16 protein-coding genes are annotated in these 19,541 nt (G+C 71.7%); 3 read left to right on the top strand and 13 right to left on the bottom strand.

The genetic code is table 11. From position 1 onward, the window contains the following. Positions 1-6 precede the first annotated feature (6 nt). From BM345_RS09280 to BM345_RS09255, 6 genes are all read right to left on the bottom strand, one after another. Entirely contained in the window at positions 7-1,836 is a 1,830-nt protein-coding gene (locus BM345_RS09280) for a DUF1800 domain-containing protein (RefSeq protein WP_093378212.1), read from the bottom strand. Between the two features lie 240 nt (positions 1,837-2,076). Next, positions 2,077-2,901, bottom strand: coding sequence for an orotidine-5'-phosphate decarboxylase (gene pyrF, locus BM345_RS09275; RefSeq protein WP_093378208.1), 825 nt, complete (start codon positions 2,899-2,901; stop codon positions 2,077-2,079). A 41-nt stretch (positions 2,902-2,942) separates the two neighbouring features. Then, positions 2,943-3,695, bottom strand: a complete 753-nt coding sequence (locus BM345_RS09270; RefSeq protein WP_093378205.1) for a uracil-DNA glycosylase family protein — start codon at positions 3,693-3,695, stop codon at positions 2,943-2,945. Continuing rightward, entirely contained in the window at positions 3,692-4,201 is a 510-nt protein-coding gene (rimI, locus tag BM345_RS09265) for a ribosomal protein S18-alanine N-acetyltransferase (RefSeq protein ID WP_093378203.1), read from the bottom strand. The genes BM345_RS09270 and rimI overlap by 4 nt, the downstream gene beginning before the upstream one ends. Positions 4,202-4,217: 16 nt before the next feature. Further along, positions 4,218-4,898 carry a tRNA (adenosine(37)-N6)-threonylcarbamoyltransferase complex dimerization subunit type 1 TsaB gene (gene tsaB, locus BM345_RS09260; RefSeq protein WP_093378433.1) on the bottom strand — a complete coding sequence of 227 codons (681 nt, stop codon included), beginning with the start codon at positions 4,896-4,898 and terminating at the stop codon, positions 4,218-4,220. Further along, positions 4,898-5,923: a DMT family transporter gene (locus tag BM345_RS09255; RefSeq protein WP_254789657.1), complete on the bottom strand. Its 1,026-nt coding sequence runs from the start codon at positions 5,921-5,923 to the stop codon at positions 4,898-4,900. Before BM345_RS09255 ends, tsaB begins: the two co-directional genes overlap by 1 nt. A gap of 34 nt (positions 5,924-5,957) precedes the next feature. On the opposite strand from BM345_RS09255, the gene dacB reads away from it, so the two are divergent. After that, positions 5,958-7,406 (top strand): D-alanyl-D-alanine carboxypeptidase/D-alanyl-D-alanine endopeptidase, encoded by a 1,449-nt coding sequence (gene dacB, locus BM345_RS09250; RefSeq protein ID WP_254789656.1) that lies wholly within the window; start codon positions 5,958-5,960, stop codon positions 7,404-7,406. A 16-nt stretch (positions 7,407-7,422) separates the two neighbouring features. Here the strand turns inward: dacB and BM345_RS09245 are convergent, their stop codons facing one another. The 3 genes from BM345_RS09245 to purE are packed head-to-tail and all read right to left on the bottom strand — an operon-like array spanning position 7,423 to position 10,156. Further along, positions 7,423-8,424 carry an L-threonylcarbamoyladenylate synthase gene (locus tag BM345_RS09245; protein ID WP_093378200.1) on the bottom strand — a complete coding sequence of 334 codons (1,002 nt, stop codon included), beginning with the start codon at positions 8,422-8,424 and terminating at the stop codon, positions 7,423-7,425. Then, positions 8,421-9,605 carry a 5-(carboxyamino)imidazole ribonucleotide synthase gene (locus BM345_RS09240; protein WP_302847503.1) on the bottom strand — a complete coding sequence of 395 codons (1,185 nt, stop codon included), beginning with the start codon at positions 9,603-9,605 and terminating at the stop codon, positions 8,421-8,423. Before BM345_RS09240 ends, BM345_RS09245 begins: the two co-directional genes overlap by 4 nt. Next, positions 9,602-10,156: a 5-(carboxyamino)imidazole ribonucleotide mutase gene (purE, locus tag BM345_RS09235; RefSeq protein WP_093378197.1), complete on the bottom strand. Its 555-nt coding sequence runs from the start codon at positions 10,154-10,156 to the stop codon at positions 9,602-9,604. The genes BM345_RS09240 and purE overlap by 4 nt, the downstream gene beginning before the upstream one ends. 36 nt (positions 10,157-10,192) lie before the next feature. On the opposite strand from purE, the gene BM345_RS09230 reads away from it, so the two are divergent. Then, positions 10,193-11,113, top strand: a complete 921-nt coding sequence (locus BM345_RS09230; RefSeq protein ID WP_093378195.1) for a tetratricopeptide repeat protein — start codon at positions 10,193-10,195, stop codon at positions 11,111-11,113. A 64-nt stretch (positions 11,114-11,177) separates the two neighbouring features. Further along, positions 11,178-11,630, top strand: coding sequence for an META domain-containing protein (locus BM345_RS09225; RefSeq protein ID WP_093378192.1), 453 nt, complete (start codon positions 11,178-11,180; stop codon positions 11,628-11,630). Positions 11,631-11,648: 18 nt separating this feature from the next. Here the strand turns inward: BM345_RS09225 and BM345_RS09220 are convergent, their stop codons facing one another. From BM345_RS09220 to BM345_RS09205, 4 genes are read right to left on the bottom strand one after another with little or no spacing between them, the layout of a single operon-like run. Next, a complete protein-coding gene (locus tag BM345_RS09220) occupies positions 11,649-13,202 on the bottom strand; it encodes a Dyp-type peroxidase (protein ID WP_175544952.1) in 1,554 nt (517 codons plus the stop codon). 2 nt (positions 13,203-13,204) lie between these two features. Continuing rightward, complete coding sequence (locus BM345_RS30090; RefSeq protein WP_093378187.1) at positions 13,205-15,133, bottom strand: hypothetical protein; 1,929 nt, start codon at positions 15,131-15,133, stop codon at positions 13,205-13,207. Between the two features lie 7 nt (positions 15,134-15,140). After that, positions 15,141-16,385, bottom strand: coding sequence for a cytochrome P450 (locus BM345_RS09210; protein WP_093378185.1), 1,245 nt, complete (start codon positions 16,383-16,385; stop codon positions 15,141-15,143). Continuing rightward, positions 16,378-19,431, bottom strand: a complete 3,054-nt coding sequence (locus tag BM345_RS09205; protein ID WP_139237487.1) for an ATP-binding protein — start codon at positions 19,429-19,431, stop codon at positions 16,378-16,380. Before BM345_RS09205 ends, BM345_RS09210 begins: the two co-directional genes overlap by 8 nt. Between the last annotated feature and the right edge of the window lie 110 nt (positions 19,432-19,541).

The following is a 19,541-nucleotide window of genomic DNA, read 5'->3' as shown; positions in this document are numbered from 1 at the left end:
GCCGCCTTATTTCTGGACGAGGTATTCGGGGCAGCCCATCACCATCAGGACCGCTGCGTAGATGCGGTTCATCTTGTTGGCGTCGGTGCTGGCTGCGGTCAGGGCCGGCGTGGCCAGCGCGCCCTTCATGAGGTCGGTGCTGGCCTTGGAGAGCTGGCCGCCGCACATCAGCAGATTGAGCCGATCCACCAGCGCCGAGGCGTCGAGCACGATGGCCTTCTCGCTGTTGTAGCTGGCGATCACGTCCTTGTTGAAGCCGCTGCCGATCGAGATGCGGTTCTGCAGGAAGTTGAGGTAGCCACCGACCGTGGTCTCGTTCACCAGCTGGAACTCCGGCGCCACCATGCCGTTGCCGGCGATCGCGGTGGAAGGCGGCACGTAGCCCGGCCTGAAGAAGTTGAACACAGAGGGCGAGCGCAGCGGGCTCTGGCCCAGGCCGTTCGCGTTGTCGCTCGTGTTGCCGATGCCCCAGGTGCCCAGCGCGGAACCGATGCCGAAGGTGCGGCCCCATTGCACCAGCCGCAGCATCGGCTCGCGCAGCCGTCCGAAGTTGGCGTCCGACAGGCCTGCCGGGCCGCGTGCCTCGTTGTCCAGCACCACGGCGGCGAACACGCTGCGCATGTCGCCGCGCACGCCGGCACCGTTGTTCTCGAACACCGCGGTCACGCGGCCCACGTAGTCGGGGCTGGGGTTGCTGGTGACCAGGCGCTGGATCAGCTGCTTGCCGATGAAGGGGCCGACATTGGGATGGCCGTGCAGCGTGTCCAGCGCGATCTTCAGCGCCGCCTTGCCGTCGGTGCCGCCCGGCACCGAGGCGCCCAGGAAGTTGGCCGCCATCGTCGAGTGGCGCGCCGCGAACAGCGCCATCGGCCGCGTGGTCCACAGGGTGCTGACGCCTGCGTTCTCCTCGCCGGCCGCCACGTTCAGGTCGTAGCCGGTGAAGACGCGCGCCAGGTTGGTCACGTCGTCCTGCGTGTAGGAGTCCAACCGGGTGCCGTCACCGGCGGTCTTCGGCTGGCCCTTGCTGTCAAGTTGCACCAGGCCGATGGTCATGAGCTGCATGACCTCGCGCGCATAGTTCTCGTCCGGCTGCCGGCCCTGGCTGTTCTCCTTCTGGTTGCCCTTGGTGTTGAGGTAGTGGCCCATCGCCGGGTTGAGGCTGATGTCCTCCAGCAGGGTGCGGAAGTTGCCGGTGACGCCGGCTACCAGCGTGTCCCAGTACTGCGCCATCATGTGATGGGGAAAGCTGGAGCCGATGTCGTTGCCCGAGACCACGAAGATCTCCGACAGCGCCAGCGCCATGCGCTTGCGCATGCCGTCGCTCGAGCCCATGAGCTGCGCCCAGATCATGTTGTCGAAGCTCAGGTTGGTCACGGCCTGGTACTTGCCGTTGAACCAGTCCCAGCCGCTTTGCGTGGGCGCGGCATCGAACTGCCCGGCAAGCCAGGGCAGGTAGCCCTGCGAGCGCACGGCCGCGATGTCGCTGTCGGTGGCGTAGCCCTGCGCCTGGATCAGGAAGCGCGCCGCCTCGGCATCGCTCTTGGCGCTGGTGTAGGCATAGCTGCTGCCAGTGGGCGAATTCGCCAGCGGCGCCAGCGAGCCGGACGTGCTGCCGCCGGGCGCTGCGCCGCCGCCGTTGTCGCTGCCTCCGCCACCACCTCCGCAGGCGGCCAGCAGGGCAGCGGCAGCGAGGGCCGCAGCGGCTGCGGGCCCGGTCGCGCCGGTGGCGTCCGGTGTGGCCGCAGACGCAGCAGTTGCCGCAGTGGCTGCCGTGCGGGCGGGCACGGCTTGCTCGGCCAAGCCCGCCGGGCCGGCCATGATTTCTTCTTCGACCATGTTTCCTCGCTCCTCGGCGCAGGCGCGCCTGGGGCATGGAAGGCAAGCCCCATGCCGCACCGCCGCGCGGCAGGCCGGCAGCTCAAATGACGGAAGAAGGTATGCGCTGGGCCCGAAAAGTGTGACTTTTTATGGCTTTTGCGGGCACAAGTGGGCCAGCGGACTGACAGGAATTGTCGAAGCGCCTTGCGGAGCTTCAGGCCCAATCCGATCCATTGGCCGCGTCGGCGGGCCAGCGGATCAGCCCTTGGCCTGCTCCAGCGCGTCGCGCGTCTGGGTGGCCACGCGGCGCGCCGCGGCCTCGAAGTCGTCGCCCGAAGAGGCGTAGCAGATGGCCCGCGAGGAGTTGACGATGATCGGCGCGTCCTCGCGCCAGCCGGCCTTGACGGTGGCCACCGCATCGCCGCCTTGGGCGCCCACGCCGGGGATCAGCAGCGGCACGGTGGGCGCCAGGGCGCGCACCCGCTCGATCTCGGCCGGGTAGGTGGCGCCCACCACCAGGCCCAGCTGGCCGTTGAGGTTCCACGGCCCCTGGGCCAGGCGCGCCACGTGCTCGTACAGCAGCGGCTCACCGTCGACACTGGCCAGGCGCTGCGCTTGCAGGTCGTCGCCGCCGGGGTTGCTGGTTCGGCACAGCAGGAAGGCGCCCTTGCCGTGGTACTGCAGGTAGGGCGACACCGAATCGAAGCCCATGAAGGGCGACAGCGTCACCGAATCGGCGCCGTAGCGCTCGAAGGCCTCCACCGCGTACTGCTCGGCGGTGGAGCCGATGTCGCCGCGCTTGGCGTCCAGGATGGTGGGCACGTGGGGCGCGTTGCGGCGCATGTGCTCCATCAGCTTTTCCAGCTGGTCCTCGGCACGGTGGGCGGCGAAGTAGGCGATCTGCGGCTTGAAGGCGATGGCCAGGTCGGCCGTGGCGTCGACGATGCGGGCGCAGAAGTCGTAGATGCGGCTTGCGTCACCCTGCATGGCGCCGGGGAAGCGCTTGGGTTCGGGGTCGAGGCCCACGCACAGCAGCGAGCGGTTTGTCCGGGCCGCCCTTTGCAGCTGGTCGAGGAAAGTCATGGGGCTGGATTTTAGTTGGGCCGCCCCGCCGCCCAGGGGCGTTACCGGCCGGCGGCCAGTGCAGCGGCCTGGCAGAGGTCGGCCCAGGCCTTGGCCTTCTCGGCGCCGTTGCGCAGCAGGTAGGTGAGCGGATAGCTGGCCAGGGCGGGCGCACCGGCCATCGGGCCGTCCTCCGGCAGCGACTGGGCCTGCCCGCGCAGCTTGCCGATGGGGCCGGCGCGGCGCAGCAGCGCCTGGGCGGCCAGCGGGCCGAGCGTCAGGACGATGCGTGGCGCCAACGGCGCGCATCCATTGCCAAGCACCTCATCGAGCGGGCGCGGCATCCCCTCGCCGGACTGCACGCTGCCGCCGCGGTGCACGCGCACCAGGTGGACCGGCACTTCGCCGCCGTCCACGCGCAGGGCGCGCAGCATGTTCGCCAGCAGCCGGCCTTCGTCGCCGGCCAGCGCATCGCCGTAGCCGCCCAGCATGTCGGGCGGCAGGTCGGCCACGATCAGCCAGCCGCCGGTGGCGGCTTCCCCGCCGAAGAGGCGCCGCGGGAGATCGGCCAGCAAGCCGTCGGTGGCGGCCGCGGTGCTTCGTGGAGGTGCGGAACGGGCGGGCGCCGCGCTCGGCGCGGCCTCGCGCATCGACGCCCTGACCGCAGCCCCGGACGGCGGCGCCGCCTTGGGTTCGGGCCACCACAGGCGCACGCCCATCAGCTCCAGCATCTCGCGCCGGCGGGCGTCCAGCTGCAGCACCTCGCGCGCCTGGGCGCTGTCGTCGATGTCGTCGTCGGCCACGGCGTCGTTCATTTCAATGCGTGGACGCCGCCCCAGGCGGTGTCGCTCTCGTCCAGGCGCAGGCTCATGACGATGGCGTCCTCGCGCCGGTTGTCGAATGCCGGGTAGTAGCCCTTGCGCACGCCCACGCGGCGGAAGCCCTTGCGGGCGTAGACGTCCATGGCGCGCTGGTTGCTCGCACGCACTTCCAGCCACAGCCACTGCGCGCCCTGGCCGCGCGACCAGCCGCACAGCGCCTCCAGCATCAGCGGCGCCCAGCCCTGGCGCTGGTACTCCGGCGCCACGGTGATGTTGAGCAGGTGCACCTCGTCCACGCCCTTCATGGCCACGAAGTAGCCCAGCAGCGTATGGCCCGCCACCAGCATCTGGCAGTGGTAGCCCACGGCCAGCGAATCGATGAAGTTGCCGCGCGTCCAGGGATGCGTGTAGGCGCGCTGCTCCACGGCCACGACCGCATCCACCCACTCGGGCGTGAGGGGCTCCAGCCGCGCTTCGAAGGAATGCAGTACCGCGCTCATGAGAAAAGGAAGGGTGTCAGTTGGCTTGCTTGGCCGCGGCCCGTTCGGCCGTGGTCTGCGCCACTTTATCGCGAACGTAGAGCGGCCACGCGTCCGCCGGCGACACCGTGCGACCCGCCGCCAGCATGGTGGGGGCGAGGCGCAGCATGGCGGCCGCGGTCGGCAGCGCCGGGTGGCGTGCGGCCCCGGCTGGCAGCCGCTCGCCATAGGCATCGAAGGCGTTGCCGGCCAGCACGTAGCCGGGCGTCAGCACCAGTTCTTCAGGCGCCGTCAGCTGCGGCTCGACCTCGGGGGCGGGGCTGGCGGCGAAGTCGTAGGCGGCGCTGTAGACCTGCTCCATGCGCGCGTCCAGCACCGCCAGCACCTGCTGCGCGCCGAAGCGCTCGCGCGCTTCCTCGGCCACGGCCAGCAGCGTGTCCACCGGCAGCAGCGGCACGCCGGCGCCGAAGCCCAGGCCCTGCGCCACCGAGCAGGCGGTGCGCAGCCCGGTGAAGGAGCCCGGCCCGCGGCCGAAGGCGATGGCGTCGAGTTCGCGCAGCGTGAGGCCGGCCTCGGCCAGCAGCGACTGGATCAGCGGGATGAGCGTGGATGAAGCCTGCGCCCCGCCCTCGCCGCTGCGCTCGAGCAGCGCGTCGCCGTGGCGCACGGCCACCGAGAGCGTCTCGGTGCTGGTGTCGAAGGCAAGCAGGCGGGCCATCATGCGCCCGAGGCCCCGCGCGCCGCCACCGGCGCCTGCGGCCGGGCCGCCGCCGTGCGCTGCACGCCGAAGAGGATGCCGGCCGTCACCAGCAGCAGGCCGGCGATCAGGTTCCAGTACAGCGGCTCGTTCAGGAACAGCACCGCGCCCAATGCCGACAGGCCCGGCACCAGCGCCGTGATCATGGTGGTGCGCACCGGCCCGAAGTGCTGGACCATGCGGGTGAAGCTGATGCCCGAGATCACGACCGAGCCCAGGCCCTGGAACAGCATCTGGAAGGCGAACTCGCCCCAGGGCGCGGTGCCGATGTTGGAGTGCACCCAGCCGGCCAGGCACAGCAGCCCGTACACCGGCACGAAGCTCATGAAGGCGAACACGGTGAGCGCGATGGTGGCGCGCACCGCGTCGAGCCCGTGCTTGCGGGCCACCACGCTGTAGCAGCCCCAGCAGAAGGCGGCGCTCATGAAGAGCAGGTCGCCCTTCCACACCTCGCTGCCGCCGCTCCAGGCATGCAGCAGGCTGCGCCCGCCCACCAGCAGGTCGCCGGCCACGATCAGCGCCAGGCCGGCCGCGCGCAGCGGCGTGATGCGATCGCGAAGCACCCAGGCGGCCAGCAGCGCGGTCCACAGCGGCAGGCTACCGGGCATCAGCACCGAGGCATGGGCCGCCGGCGCGTAGAAGAAGCCGGCGTAGGCCAGCGTGGCGTAGGCGACGCCCGCGAAGACGCCGATCAGCGCCGTGATGCGAAGCGGCAGCGGCGACAGGCCGAAGAGAGAGCCGAAATCGCGCTTGCCGCCACGCCGTGCCTTGGCCACCAGCCAGGCGCCCCACGGCACCAGCACCACGCTCGCGCCCAGGATGCGGGCCAGCGTGATGTCGAAGGGCGTGAGCGAGCGCCCTGCGGAGGCCCGGGCGATGATGATGAAGGCCGTCCACACTGTCACCGTGACGACGGCTGCCGTCATGCCCATCGCCCGGGGAGAGAAACGAGGTGGCGGATGGGCGGGCACGGCAGGCGGGGACATGGGCCGGATTATCCAGGGCCGGATAATTCGGGGCATGCCCACGGCCTTTCAGACCGCTGCGCGCCGCATGGCCGCGCTTCTCGCCCCCCTTCTTCTCTCCGTCTCGCTGGCCGCCGTCGCGGCGCCCGGCGACGGCACGCTGCCCCGCGAAGTCGAGGCCGCCCTGGTGCGCGCCAAGGTGCCGCGCGAGGCCGTGACCCTGCTGGTGGCCGACGCCGAGGGCCAGCGCCCGCCGCGGCTGGCCTGGCGCAGCCAGGAGCCGGTGAACCCGGCCTCGGTGATGAAACTGGTCACCACCTACGCCGGACTGGACATCCTGGGCCCGGCCTTCACCTGGAGCACGCCGGTCTACACCGACGGCGCCGTGCGCGGCAACGTGCTGGAGGGCAACCTCTACATCCAGGGCCAGGGCGACCCCAAGCTGGTGATCGAGCGCCTGTGGCTGCTGCTGCGCAAGGTGCAGGCGCTGGGCATCCAGCGCATCGCCGGCGACATCGTGCTGGACCGCAGTGCCTTCGACACCGGCGCGCACGACCCGGGCGCATTCGACGGCCGGCCGCTGCGGGCCTACAACGCGGGTGCCGATGCGCTGCTGGTCAACTTCAAGTCGGTGCAGCTGAGCTTCACGCCCGACACGGCAAACCAGGTCGCGCGCATCGACGTGATGCCGCCGCTGGCCGGCGTGGCCATCCCGACGTCGGTGCCGCTGGGCGGCGAGGGCAAGGCCTGCGGCGACTGGCGCACGCCGATGCGCGGCGACTTCCAGGCCACGCAATTCAGCTTCGGCGGCGCCTATCCGGCCGGCTGCGGCGAAGGCACGTGGATCGTGGCCTACCCCGACCCCGACAGCTTCGCCGCCCGCGCCATTGCCGGGCTGTGGGCGCAGATGGGCGGGCAGCTGCAGGGCACGGTGCGCGAGGGCCGTGTGCCTGCGGGCCTGGCGCCGGCCTTCGAGTTGCCCTCGCCGCCGCTGGCCGAGGTGATCCGCGACATCAACAAGTACAGCAACAACGTGATGGCGGATCAGCTCTTCCTCACGCTGGGCCTCGTGCAGAAGCGCCGCGGCAGCTTCCCCAACGCCCGCGCCACCATGCGCCAGTGGTGGAACGAGCGCATCGGCACCGGCGAGGGCCAGCCGGTCTTCGACAACGGCTCGGGCCTGTCGATGGAGGCGCGCGTCACCGCCGCGGGGCTGGGCCGCATGCTGCAGGTGGCCTGGCGTTCGCCGGTGATGCCGGAGCTGATGTCGTCGCTGCCCATCGCCGGCGTGGACGGCACGCTGCGCCGGCGCCAGCTGCGCTCGGGCGCGGCGGCGCACCTCAAGTCGGGGACCATGCCCGAGTACGGCGTGGCCGGCCTCGCGGGCTACGTGGACGGCGCCAGCGGCCGGCGCTACGTGCTGGTGGCCATCGCCAACCATGCCAATGCCGCGGCGGCACGCGCCGCCTTCGACGCGCTGGTGGACTGGACGGCGCAGGACTGAGGCGGCGCCGCGCGGCTCAGGAGGCAGCGGCCCGCTGCAGGCGGTCGCGCACGCCTTCCCAGTCGTGGTCGTCCGGCGGCGTCTCCACCCAGATCAGCTTCACGCCCTGGGCATCGAAGTCGCGCAGCGTGGCGAAGAGCAGCTGCGCGGTGGCGGCCGCGTCGTCGGGCATGCGGCGCAGCAGCACCTTCGAGGAGCGGCTCTTCAGCTCGGTGCGCGACCACACGGCGATGTGCGCCGCGTCCGCGCCCAGCAGCTCCAGCGCGGTCCGGATCGCCTTGGCGTCCATCAGCCGCACCTTGGCGCTGGGCGCGTAGTGCGCCTCCAGCGTGCCCGAGGCGCGCGGGTCGGGGGCGGACAGGTCGTGCCGGTCGCGCAGCTTCTCGCCGCAGGCGGCCTCGATCTGCGCGCGGGTGATCACGCCGGGGCGCAGCAGCACCGGCACGCCGCGGCTGCAGTCGACGATGGTCGATTCGATGCCCACCTCGCAGGCCCCGCCGTCGATGATGAGCAGCGCGTCGTCGAATTCGCCCTGCACATGCTGCGCAGTCGTGGGGCTCACGCGGCCGAAGCGGTTGGCGCTGGGGCCGGCCAGGCCGGCGACGCCGTGCTCGGCGCAGGCCGTCAGCAGCGCCTGCGCCACGGGGTGCGAGGGGCAGCGCAGGCCGATGGTGTCCTGACCGCCGGCGGCGGCGCTCGCCACGCCGGGCTGGCGCGGCGCGATCAGCGTGAGCGGGCCGGGCCAGAAGGCATGCACCAGCTTCATCGCGAACTCGGGCAGCGGCAGGGCGAAGCGCGACAGCGCCTCGTCGCCCTTGGTGCCGGCGCAGACGTGGACGATCAGCGGGTGGTCCGCCGGCCGGCCCTTGGCGGCGAAGATGCCCGCCACGGCGTCGTCGTTGGCCGCGTCCGCGCCCAGGCCGTAGACCGTCTCGGTCGGGAAGGCCACCAGCTGGCCGGCGCGCAGCCGGGTGGCGGCCTCCTCGATCGCCTCGCGCGAATGTCCGTCCAGGATCATGCGGCGAAGGGCGAGGGCAGGCCCAGCACGGCGGCCGCCTTGGCGGCGGTGTCGCGCACCGCCGCCACGCTGGGGCCGGTGATGTTGAGGTGGCCCATCTTGCGACCGGCACGCGCCTCCAGCTTGCCGTACAGGTGCAGCTGCGCCCCCGGCAGTGCCAGCACCGCGGGCCAGTCGGGCTCGACCGGCTTGGCGCCGCGGGTGAGCCACAGCTCGCCCAGCAGGTTGAGCATGATGGCCGGGCTGTGCTGGCGCGGCGTGACCAGCGGCAGGCCGGCCAGGGTGCGCACCTGCAGGTCGAACTGCGAGAAATCGCAGGCGTCGATGGTGCAGTGGCCGCTGTTGTGCGGGCGCGGCGCCATCTCGTTGACCACCAGCGAGCCGTCCTGCAGCACGAAGAACTCCACGCACAGCACGCCCACGTACTTCAGGCCATGCGCAATGGCCAGCGCCGAGGCCACGGCCTGCTGCGCGGCCGGCGCCGGCAGCGCCTCGTCGTGCGCCTCGGTCACGGCCAGGATGCCGTCGCGGTGCAGGTTGCGCTGCGGCTGGAAGTGGACGGCGCTGCCGTCCTGGCCGCGCGCCACGATCACCGAGCATTCGAAAGCCAGGTCCAGTTTCTTCTCGAGCACGCAGGGCACCTGGCCGGCGGCCGCCCAGGCGGCGCCCAGTTCGCCGCGGGTGGTCACGCGCTGCTGGCCCTTGCCGTCGTAGCCCAGGCTGGCGGTCTTGAGGATGCCGGGCAGCAGGTAGTCGCCCACCGCCGCGAGCTGCTCCGCCGTCTCGATGACGGCGTAAGGGGCGCAGGCCACGCCGCAGCTCACGAAATGCGCCTTCTCTCGGATGCGGTCCTGGGCGATGGACACGGCGTCGGCCCCCGGGGCCACCGGCCGGTCGCCGGCCAGCGAGGCCAGGGCGCGGGCGGGCACGTTCTCGAATTCGGTGGTGATGGCGTCGGCCAGGCGCGACAGCCGGGCCAGCCCGTCTCCGTCGAGGTAGTCCGCATGCACGTGGTGGTGGCTCACGCGGCCGGCCGGGCTGTCGGCGTCCGGGTCCAGCACGGCGGTGAAGTAGCCGGCCTGCTGGGCGGCGTGGACGAACATGCGGCCCAGCTGGCCGCCGCCCATCACGCCCAGCGTGGCGCCGGGCAGCAGGGCCTTGCGGACGGTGGCAGCGCTCACAGCGCGCCTCCGCCCTGGGGCGTGAAGGGCGATACCGGCGGCTGCGCCTCGCCCTCGGCGGGCGGCGGCAGCACCATGGAGCGGGCGGCCTCGGTCTGGCGGGCGCGGAACTCGTCGAGCTGGCGGCGCAGGCCGGGGTTGTTGACCGCCAGCATGGCCACCGCGAACAGGGCCGCGTTGGCCGCGCCGGCGTTGCCGATGGCGAAGGTGGCGACCGGCACGCCCTTGGGCATCTGCACGATGCTGTAGAGCGAATCCACGCCCTGCAGGTGGCGGCTGGCCACCGGAACGCCCAGCACCGGCACCGGCGTCTTGGACGCCAGCATGCCCGGCAGGTGGGCCGCGCCCCCTGCGCCGGCGATGATCGCGGCCAGGCCGCGCGGGGCGGCGTTTTCGGCGTAGGCGAAGAGATCGTCGGGCATGCGGTGGGCCGACACCACCCGTGCTTCGTGGGCGATACCGAATTGCTGGAGAATCTCGACCGCGTGGCGCATCGTCTCCCAATCGGAGTTCGAGCCCATCACGACGCCGACCTGAATCAGTTGGTTCATGCTCGAATTTTACGTTTCGCTCTTCAGCTTCATCAGATGATCGACATCACCCTCGACAACTTCCAGGCCGATCTCATCGACGCCTCCATGAACCAGCCGGTCCTGCTGGACATCTGGGCGGAGTGGTGCGGCCCCTGCAAGCAGCTCGGCCCGGTGCTCGAGAAGCTCGAGGTGGAGTACGCCGGCCGCTTCACCCTGGCCAAGCTGGACGCCGACAAGGTGCCGCAGATCTCGCAGCAGCTCTCGCAGATGTTCGGCGTGCGCAGCATCCCCTTCTGCGTGATGTTCTCCGGCGGCCAGCCGGTGGACGGCTTCGTCGGCGCCATTCCGGCCGACCAGATCCGCCAGTTCCTGGACAAGCACGTGCCCGGCGCCGAAGAGGCCGAAGCAGCGCAGAGCGAGGAGGAAGCCAGTGCCGCCCTGGCCGAGGGCGACACCGAAGGCGCGCTGGAAAAGCTCCAGCACGCCGTGGCCACCGACCCGGCCAACGACGACGCCCGCTTCGACTACATCAAGCTCCTGCTCCAGCAGGGCCGCAGCGACGACGCCAAGGTGGCTTTCGCGCCGGTGATCGCCAAGGCCCCCGGCGTGCGCCGCCTGGACGCGCTGCAGCGCTGGATGAACGCCATCGACTTCGCGCAGCCGCCGGCCGGCAAGGCCCCGCAGCTGGCGGACTTCGACGCGAAGATCGCCGCCGCCAAGCGCGACTTCGAGGCCCGCTTCGGCCGCGCCCAGGTGCTGATGGCGCAGCAGCATTGGACCGAGGCCATGGACGAGCTGCTGGAAATCCTGATGCGCGACAAGGCCTGGAACGAGGACCTGGCGCGCAAGACCTACATCGCGATCCTGGAGATCATCGAGCCGCCCAGGCCCAAGGTGGCCGACGGCCAGATCCCGCCGGACGATCCGACGGTGGCCACCTACCGCCGCCGCCTGTCGAGCGTCGTCCTGAGCTGAGGCCCCGCGCGCCGCTGCACGGAGTGCGGCTACCATCGGCCCAACTTTGGACCGAGGACCCGCCATGCGATTTCTTGCGCGACTTGCCGCCGGCCGGCTGGCCCTGCCCCTTGTGTTGCTGGCAGTCGCGGCCACCGGATGCGCCAGCGTGAGCCTGGACCAGCCGATCGAGGCGCGCACCTGGAAGCTGGCGAGCATCGACTCGCAGCCGGTGATCCCCAGCGATGACCCGCGGCAGGCGGTGCAGGTGATGTTCGACGGCGGCAGCCAGCGTGTGAGCGGCTCGGGCGGCTGCAACCGCATCTCGGGCAGCTTCCAGCGCAGCGGCACCCAGCTGAAGATCGGGCCACTGGCCTCCACCCGCATGGCCTGCCTGGACCCCTCGCGTGGCCAGTTGGAGACCCGTTTCCTCGCCGCGCTCCAGGCCACTGCCAGCTACAGCCTGGCAGGCAATGAACTGATCCTGCTCGATGCCCGAGGCCAGACCCTGGCCAAGCTGGACGGCAGCAACAAGTAGCGCAGCCGGCGCACGCCTTCAGGCGGGCTGCAGCGCCGCCATTTCCTTCTCTTGCACCATCCAGCGCAGGGCCGTGAGGCTGGGCGCGAAGAAGTAGCCGCCGCCACGCACGGTGGTGAAGCGCGGCAGCGGGCCGATGCGCTCGCCCACCGGGCAGCCCTGCACGCTGAAGCTGCGCTGCGGGTCGGTGCCCAGCAGCGGGTCCTGCTCGTCGGACAGGTCGCCGAAGCGCGAGCCGGCGAGCCAGCTCTTCTGCACGAACTCGAACTGCCGCTCGAAATCGGTGTTGAGCGCCACGAACATCAGGCCGCGGCCGCAGGGCGTGTCGCCTTCGCGGCCCGCCGGGTGTCCTTCGCAGGCATCGGCGCCCGAAGCCTGCGTGCAGCCTTCGGAGTACACGCGCCCGCGCCGCAGCAGCCGATGCAGCTTGGCCCCGGCGATGCCGTCTTCCACCCGCAGGCCCAGCGCGTCGCGCGGGTTGGCGCGCCGCGCATGGGCGCCGCGCGGGCACTCCAGGCCGTTGGCGTCCAGCGTGAGGTAGCGGAAGGCGTCGATCTCCGAAGGCGGCACCGTGCTGCCCAGCACCGAGTAGCCGGCCTCGTGCGGGCAGCTCGCGTCCGGCTTGCGCCGGCCCACCATCAGGTTGCCGATCATGGGCACCGAATGATCGGCGGTGAAGCGGTTGAACACCGCCACGTGCTGCTCGATCTGGCGCACCGCCAGGTAGGTGCCGTTGCGGGCGAAGCCCGACTCGGCCGAGGCGCTGCGCGGCCAGCCTTCCACGTTGGGGCAGTAGGCACGCTCGCCGTATTCGTTGACCTGGCCGAGCACGAACTCGCCGGGCTGGATCAGCCGGTCGTCGAAGAGCCCGGCGGACTCGTCCCGGGCCTTCTTCTCCGCCCGCGAAAGCCCCATGCCCTCGATCACCGGCTGGCCGATGCCGTCGCGAAAGCCGAAGGGCTCGAACACGGCCGGATCCGCGCTGGGTGCGGCAATGTAGCTGGGACAGCTGGCCACGCTCAGGGCACGCAGGCCAGCCGGCAGGCGCGCCGGGTCGAGCAACGCCAGCGGCTGAGGCACATCCGTCTCGCTCCAGTAGTGGGCCACGAAGATGTGGGCCTGGAAGGCAGCGTCCGAGGCCACGTCGCCCCACTGCCAGGCCGGCTCCTGCGCGTCGCCCAGCAGGCGTCGCCGCAGCGCGCTGGCGCCGCCGGCCGCGAAGGCGGTGGGGAAGGGAAAGCGCTTGTCCTCCTTCAGGCCCAGCACGCCCAGGCCGGCGTGGCTGAAGGCCAGCGTGACCATCTCGCGCACGTCGCGCGAAGGCTTGGGACCGGGGCCTTCCTTGGGCTTCCTGCGCGGCGCCGCGCGGGCGCGCACGCGCGCCAGGCTGTGCACGACGGCGCTGTTCATCAGCTCGCGCAGCCACTGGCGAGCCGCGCGCGCTTCCTGCACCTGCACCAGCAGGTAGCGCGCCCGGCGCAGCTGCGGCAGCCCGGTGCCCACGATGGCCGGGATGTCGTCGAAGCCCTGCCGGAAGCTTTCCTGCGCCTCGTCCTTCTTCGTCGTCAGCATCATCATGATTCCAGTGCCCTCGCGATCTGGTCGTCCTTGAGCGCGGTGCGGGTGCCGCGCAGCGCCTCGTGCAGGCGGGTGGCGCGCTCGATGTCCTGGTTGGACAGGGTGTAGGCCTCGAAGCGGTGCAGGTGCGGCAGCATGCTGGCCCGCGTGTAGGCCTTGAAGGCCTGCTCGGCCTTGCAGCCGCGGAAGATGCCCAGGCGCGTGGGCGGGAAGCTGCGTGCGAGCTCCACCGTCGGCTGGTCTTCGCGCGCTGCCTCGCGCGGGCGCAGCTCGCTGTTGCGCCAGATCAGGTTCACGCCCTCGGTCGCGCCCTGGATGAACTCGTCCAGGTAGCCGCCGAAGGCGCTGTCGAAGTTGCTGCAGAACAGCAGCCGCCGCCCGTCGTCGATGATGTGCCAGTGGCCGAACTTGATGCCGTGCGCCCGGCCCAGCACGCCTTCGGTGAACACCAGGTCGCCCAGCACGCTGAAGAACCACAGCCAGAAGCGCAGCACCCAGCGGAACAGCCAGTAGGGCCGGCGGATCTCGGTCAGGCTGATCATGTGGCTGGTCTTCGCCGCCAGCGCCGCCTCGCATTCCTGGATGCTGGGATGCACCTGGTGAGCGGGCAGCGGCGGCAGCGGACCGGGGCGGTTCAGGCTGTCGGAGCGGCGCAGCAGCCAGGGTCCCAGCCGCGTCGCGAAGACCAGGATCAGGCCCGACACGCCAACCACCAGCAGCAGCGCGACCAGCGACCAGGCCAGCCGGGCGGAGGTCGATGCGTCCCGCACCAGCTGCCATTGCGCGGGCTGGCCGTTGCAGCTGCGGTAGGCCTCCATGGCGCCGAACATGAGCTGGCTGGAGGCCCACGACAGGACCAGCAGCACCAGTATGGCGACGCCCGTCGCCAGCCAGGGGAAGAAGGGCGGCGCGCGCAATTTCAGCAGCACCGGCACTAGCGCCACCATCGCCGCCGACAAGGCGAAGGCCAGCACCCCCAGGAAGCCCAGCAGGCCCTGGTTGGTCGAGCAGGTGGGCCACAGCAGGTTGCCCTCGCCGATGGCCTTGAAGGTGCCCGACACCAGGATCCACACCGCAACCACCGCGTAGCCGGCGAACAGCCCCGCCAGGGCGACGATGCCGCTGCCGGTGAGCAGCGCAGCCAGCAGCGGCACCAGCGCCAGCACGATGGTGATGCCGGCCAGCACCACCGCCGACGAAAGCTCGCGCGGCATCGACAGGCCCATGCCGTGCAGCAGGTCGGCCGAGAACAGCGTGGCCCAGCCCAGCGCATACAGGAAGCCCAGCAGCGCGAACACCGGCACCACTAGGCGCACCATGAGCGACACCCAGTCCGCCGCGCCGAATCCGGGCCCCTTGCGCCAGCGCGAGCGCGGCGCCGGGCCGGCCACCCACTTGAAGCCCTTGTCGCGGGCCCAGCGCGCCATGCGCTCGCCCAGCGCGCGCGCATCGCCGGGCCGCTCGGCTGTCGGCAAGGCATGCAGGTCCTTGCGCGCGGCCCTGAACAGCTCGTCTTCGGCAAGCACCTGCGCCACGCTGCGGTCGCGCGCGCCGACGAAACCGCCGTCCGCCACGTAGGCATGGTCGAGCAGGAAGGCCTTCAGCCATGTTCTCTTGGTGCCCGGGTCGGCCTGCGGCGGGCCGCTCCAGCCGCCCTTGTAGACCTGCCACAGGGCGCCGAAGGCGTGGTCCAGCATCAGGTCCACCAGGTCGGGCAGCAGCAGGTCCTCGTCGACCACGATCTCCAGCATCAGCGAGCCCGGCGCCAGGGCCGAGGCGCCGGGCGCGGGCGGCAGCAAGGCCAGCGTGGCGAAGTGGATGCGGCCGATCGCCGTGCACATGGCGTCGATGCGGCGCGTCACGCTCCGGGGCACCTGCGGCGGTGCGTCGGGCGTGACGAAGCAGATCATCTGCTGGATGGCCATGGCGTGCTCAGCCTTTCCCGGGGCGCAAGCGCAGCCGCAGGCCCGAGATGATCGGCCCGTCGAACTGCACGCGTCGCCACGGCGGATCGGCCCAGTCCAGGCCCGGCAAGCGCACGATGCCCAGCAGCGCGCTGGCCAGGATCTCCACCACCGGGTCGCGGCCCGGGCACTGCCGCGCGCCCCAGCCGAACATGAGGAAGCGGTCGCGCGGGTCCTTGAACTGGCGGCCGGGGCGGAAGGCTTCCGGGTCCTGCATAGCGGCCGGGTCGGACATGGCGCCGATGCCCATCACGGTGTAGCGCCCGCCGCCTTTCGCACTGCCTTCGCCGTGGGCGCCGGTGAGGGTGTCGCGCTTCACGGCGCGGGTGAGGATGGGAAAGGGCGGCCGCATGCGCAGGGCTTCGAGCACCTGGTCCCTGGCCTGCTGGCGCAGCGAGGGATCGCTCCAGGGGTCGTCGTGGCGGCGCACGCGTTCCACGAACTCGGCCACCTCCGGATGGCGCCAGCGCGGCAGCAGCTCCTGCATGACCAGGGCCCCGCTCTGCGTCGTGGCCGGGTGCCCGACCCACAGCATGCCCACGACGTTGCGCGCCACCGCCTCGCGGTCCGGCGCGAAGCCGTCGTGCGTCCACGCCTCGCGCAGCGGCTCGATGTGCCAACGCACCCAGGCGTTGACCTCGGCGGCACTTTCTCGCGCGCGCTTCTGCACCGCCTCGGTGGCCACCGGGCCGACGATGAGATGCGCGCCCAGGTAGCGCAGGTTCATCAGCATCGGGTCGCCGGGTTCCAGGTGCGGCAGCCGCGCGCCGAAGGCGCCGCTGATCCCCTGCCACGCCAGCGGCACCATGTAGTCGTCGATCAGGTCGAAGACGCGCGCCGGGCCGGCCAGCAGCGCGTCGCTGCGCCGTCGCGCCTCGGCCGCGGCATGCGCGCCGAAGTCCTGCGCGGGCGGAAACTGCGCCTGCAGCAGCGCCCGCTCCGCAGCGTGGCGCACGCCGGTCTCCATGCCGATGACGAAGTCGCCCGCGATCAGGTTGGGGCGGTGCGAGACGCTGGAAAAGGCCAGCGAGCGCTCGAAGGTGCTGACCACGTCGGCGCGGGTCGCCGCCGCCTGGATGAGGCGGCCGAACCAGGGCTGCTTGCGGGCCACCCAGGCCAGCAGCCGCAGCAGGTCGGGCTGGTGGATGATGGCGGCGACGCCGCGGTAGCGCAGGCGCGCGCCCAGGGCCCGCATGGGGCAGCGCTCACGCATGGTGGGCCTGCGCCGCCTGGTCCATGAAGTCCTCCATGCCGCAGGCCCGGGCCAGCGCCAGCGCCTGCGCCAGGTGCTGCTGTGATTCGTGCTCGCGGCCGGTGCGCTGCTCCAGCGTGGCCAGCAGCAGCAGCGAGCGCGCCTCGTGGCCGCGCTGCTTGAAGGAGGCCGCCGCTTCGCAGGCCTGCCGCGCCGCCGCCAGCGCCTCGTCGAGGCGACCCGCCGCCTGCAGGGCGATGCCGTGGAAATAGGGGAAGTAGTACTCGTTGTAGCGCCCGCCCGCGCGCGAGAGCTTCTGCGCCACCGCGGGCTCCAGCAGCGCCAGCGCCTCGGCCGGGCGGCCGGCCAAGGCGAGCGCGCCGCCCAGGTGGGCCAGGATGGCGGGATACATGTTGGAGATCTCGTGCGTGCGGCACATCTCCAGCGCGGTCTGGAAGAGGGCAGCGGCCTCGGCCGGGCGCTTTGCAGCCAACAGCAGTTCGCCTTGCGAGAAGTCGAGCAGCACGCGGGAGAAGGGGTGGTCCTGCTCCTCCAGCTCGGCATAGCCCGCATCGCAGGACATCTGCGCCGCCTTCAAATCGCCGCGCAGCGTCATGATGTCGGCGATGAAGGCGTGCAGGTTGGTGGAGGCCATCACGGCCCAGCCGGGGAACAGGCGCCGGGCCTGCAGCTCGACCTCGAAGTCGCGCGCCACCGCCATTGCGTCCTCGGTGGCTTCGACATAACGGCCCAGCCCGTGGTGCAGCATCATGCGCGCCTGCGTGGCGGCCATGTGCAGGCTGCGGCTGCCGGCCGCCTCGGCTGCCTGGCCGGCCTGCGTGGCCACCGACAGGCCCTGCTCGTAGCTGCCGCGAGCCCACAGCGTGACCGCCAGCTGCAGCGACACCGCCGCCTGCCGGCGCGTATCGCCCAGCGCCAGCGTGATGCTCTCGGCACGCTCCAGGTTGGAGACGATGGCGTCGAACTGGCCCAGCGCCATCTGCGCGCCCAGCGCTTCCACGCGCAGTGCCAGTTCGCAGGACAGCATGGTGTCCTCGGCCTCGATGCGGCGCGCGGCGTCCAGGCCCAGCTCGAACACGCGCAACGCATCCTTGTTCTCCGAGCGCTCGATGGAGCGCGCCATCGCCCGCAGCGCGTACTCGGCCGCCGGCTGCCACTGCTCGCCGTGGAAGGCATGGTGGGCCAGCACCGCGGCCTGCACCGGCGCCTGCGCAGTGGCGCGGCCCTGGTAGGCCTCGAAGGCCGACTGGTGCAGCTGGCGGCGGCGGATGCGCGTCAGGCTGGCCAGCACCGATTCCTGCACCAGCCCGTGGCGAAAGGCGTAGTCGCTGCCCGAGGCATCGCTGGCCACCAGCCCGCCGGACATGGCGTGGCGCAGGTGACGCTCGGCATCGGCCCGCGGAACGTCGCGCACCGCGGCCACCAGGTCTGCATCGATGGGCTCGCCGATGACCGCGGCCGCCTCCAGGCTCGCCTTGACTCCTTCGGGCAGGCGATCGACCCGCGCGCCGATGATGGTCTGGATGGAGGCCGGCACGCGCAGCAGCACCTCCGCAGGCGCACGGCGGTAGGCGCCGGGCGATCCCAGCAGGCTGCCGGCATCCACCAGCGTCATCACCAGCTGTTCCAGGAAGAGCGGGTTGCCCCCGGCGCGCTCCAGCAGCGCGGCCCGGGTGTCGGCCAGGCTGGGGTCGCCGCCCAGCAACTCGTCGGCCAGGCTGGACAGGTCGGCGGCCGCCAGCGGCGCGACGCAATGCTCGACGAACCAGGGCGCCTCGTTCCAGCGGTGGCTGAAGTCGGGGCGGTAACTCATCAGGATCAGCAGGGGCTGGGCCTTCAGGCGGCGCGGCAGCGATTCGAGCAAGCGCAGGCTGCTCGAATCGGCCAGGAAGATGTCCTCCAGCAGCAGCACCGCCGGCGCACCGCCCACGCTGGCATGGACCAGACGCACGAAGGTGCTGGCCAGGTGCTCGCGGCGCTGGTTGGGCGTGAGCGTCTTCCAGGCTTCGCCGGACTGGCCGGTGCCCAGCAGGTCGGCCAGGGCGGCCGCATGCAGGGCGTCGGCCTGAGGATCGCTGACGGCTGCATCGGTGGCTGTCTGGGAGGCCCCGGCGCCAGCGGGCACCGTGGCCTGCAGCGCGCGAACGATGTCGGCCACCAGGCTGTAGGGCGCCTGGCTGGCGTAGCTGCGCGCCGTCACCGACACGGTGGTGAAGCCCGTCTGGCCCAGCTGGGCCAGCAATTCGGCCAGCAGCCGCGACTTGCCGATGCCGGCGTCGCCGCGCACGCCCACCGTGCGCAGGCCGGTGCGGCGCACCTCGTCGGCCAGCCGGGCCAGCGCGTCGAAGTCGCGCGTGCGCCCGACCATCGGACCCAGGAAGCGCCGCCGCGCCAGCGGACCGGCGGCCGAATCCTGCAGGCCGCCGGCAAGCTCGAACAGCTCCACCGGCGTGCTGAAGCCGCGCAGCACGCGCTCGCCCAGCGCCCGCGCGTCGACCTGGCCGCGCACCATCTGCTGGGTGTTGCCGCTGATGTAGGCGCTGGCTGGCGGCGCCAGCTTCTCCAGGCGTGAGGCCAGGTGCACTGGTGCACCGTCGACGCGGTAGCTGGTGGCCAGGTCGCCGCTGCCCGGGCCGGCAATCACCTCGCCCGAATCGATGCCGATGCGCACCGCCATGGGCGAGTCGGGCGAGCTCCGTGCCTTCATCGCATCGATCATGGCAACAGCAGCCAGGCAAGCGCGCAGCGCGTGGTCTTCCTGCGCCACCGGCGCGCCGAACAGCGCCAGCAGCTCGTCGCCGCGCCACTGCACCTGCGTGCCGCCGTAGGCGCTCACGGCCTCGGACATGAGGCGCAGCGCCTGGTCCAGGTAGGCCTGCCCGCCCTCGGCGTCGGTGCGCACCACCTGCTCGGTGGAGCCGCACAGGTCGGCCAGCAGCACCGTCACCTGCTTGAGTTCACGCTGCGCATCCAGTCGCGCGCCACAGCTAGGGCAAAAGCGGTGGTTCGCCTCGCGCGGGGCGCCGCAATTGGGGCAGGAGCTCAAGGCCTGATCCTTGGATGGGCGCCGTGTGAGCACAGGATGGGCACCGGATTCTTCATGTTCTTCTTGTTCCCGCAAGGCCGGTGCCAACAGATACTCGGGCCTAGGTAAAT

It is taken from the genome of Variovorax sp. OV329, assembly GCF_900114785.1.
In the GTDB taxonomy this organism is placed as follows: Bacteria; Pseudomonadota; Gammaproteobacteria; order Burkholderiales; family Burkholderiaceae_C; genus Variovorax.
The sequence above is the reverse complement of the archived record's forward strand: the minus strand, read 5'-3'. Positions and strand labels throughout refer to the sequence as shown.